Annotated in this window: 1 protein-coding gene; it reads right to left on the minus strand. The window is 75.1% G+C overall.

Annotation, left to right across the window (positions count from 1 at the left end; all coding sequences use genetic code 11):
* On the minus strand, positions 1-523 hold a 523-nt coding region (locus KME75_RS42370), incomplete at both ends, for a transposase (RefSeq protein WP_219420737.1).

A 523-nucleotide genomic window follows, 5' to 3' on the forward strand; every position in this document is an offset into this window, starting at 1 on the left:
CGCAGGGTGGCGGTCACCCGGCGGCGCACGCTCGACACCATCTGGTTGGCAAGTTGCACCACGTGGAAATGGTCGACCACCAAGGTGGCGTGGGGCAGGTGCTCGCGCACGGCGGCCCGGTAGGCCGAGCACATGTCGATCGCCACGATCTGCACCCCTGCCCGCCAGGAGGGAGTCTGAGCCGCCAGCCAGGCCCCGGCGTCGGCGGCGGCGCGCCCCTCGACCTGCCCCAGCAGGCCCTGGTCGCCGGTCAGGTCCACGAACCCGGTGTGCCAGCGGTCAGCCACCTGCTCGGACAGCCCGGTTTCGGGGTTCGGGGCGAACCGCGGTCGGCCTCGGCGGGTCTCATCGATGCCCAGCGCCCTCACCGGTTGCGGCCCGGCGGGCAGCATCGCGGTGGCGAATTCGGCGAACGCCGCGGACACGACCGGCCAGGACAGCCCGTGATCGCGGGCGGCCTGGGCCACCGTGGCCCCGCCCACCGCGACCGCCCGCCCGGCCGCGGCCCGCAACCGCGCCGTCA

This window comes from Pseudonocardia nigra, from assembly GCF_019396355.1.
Taxonomy (GTDB): domain Bacteria; phylum Actinomycetota; class Actinomycetes; order Mycobacteriales; family Pseudonocardiaceae; genus Pseudonocardia; species Pseudonocardia nigra.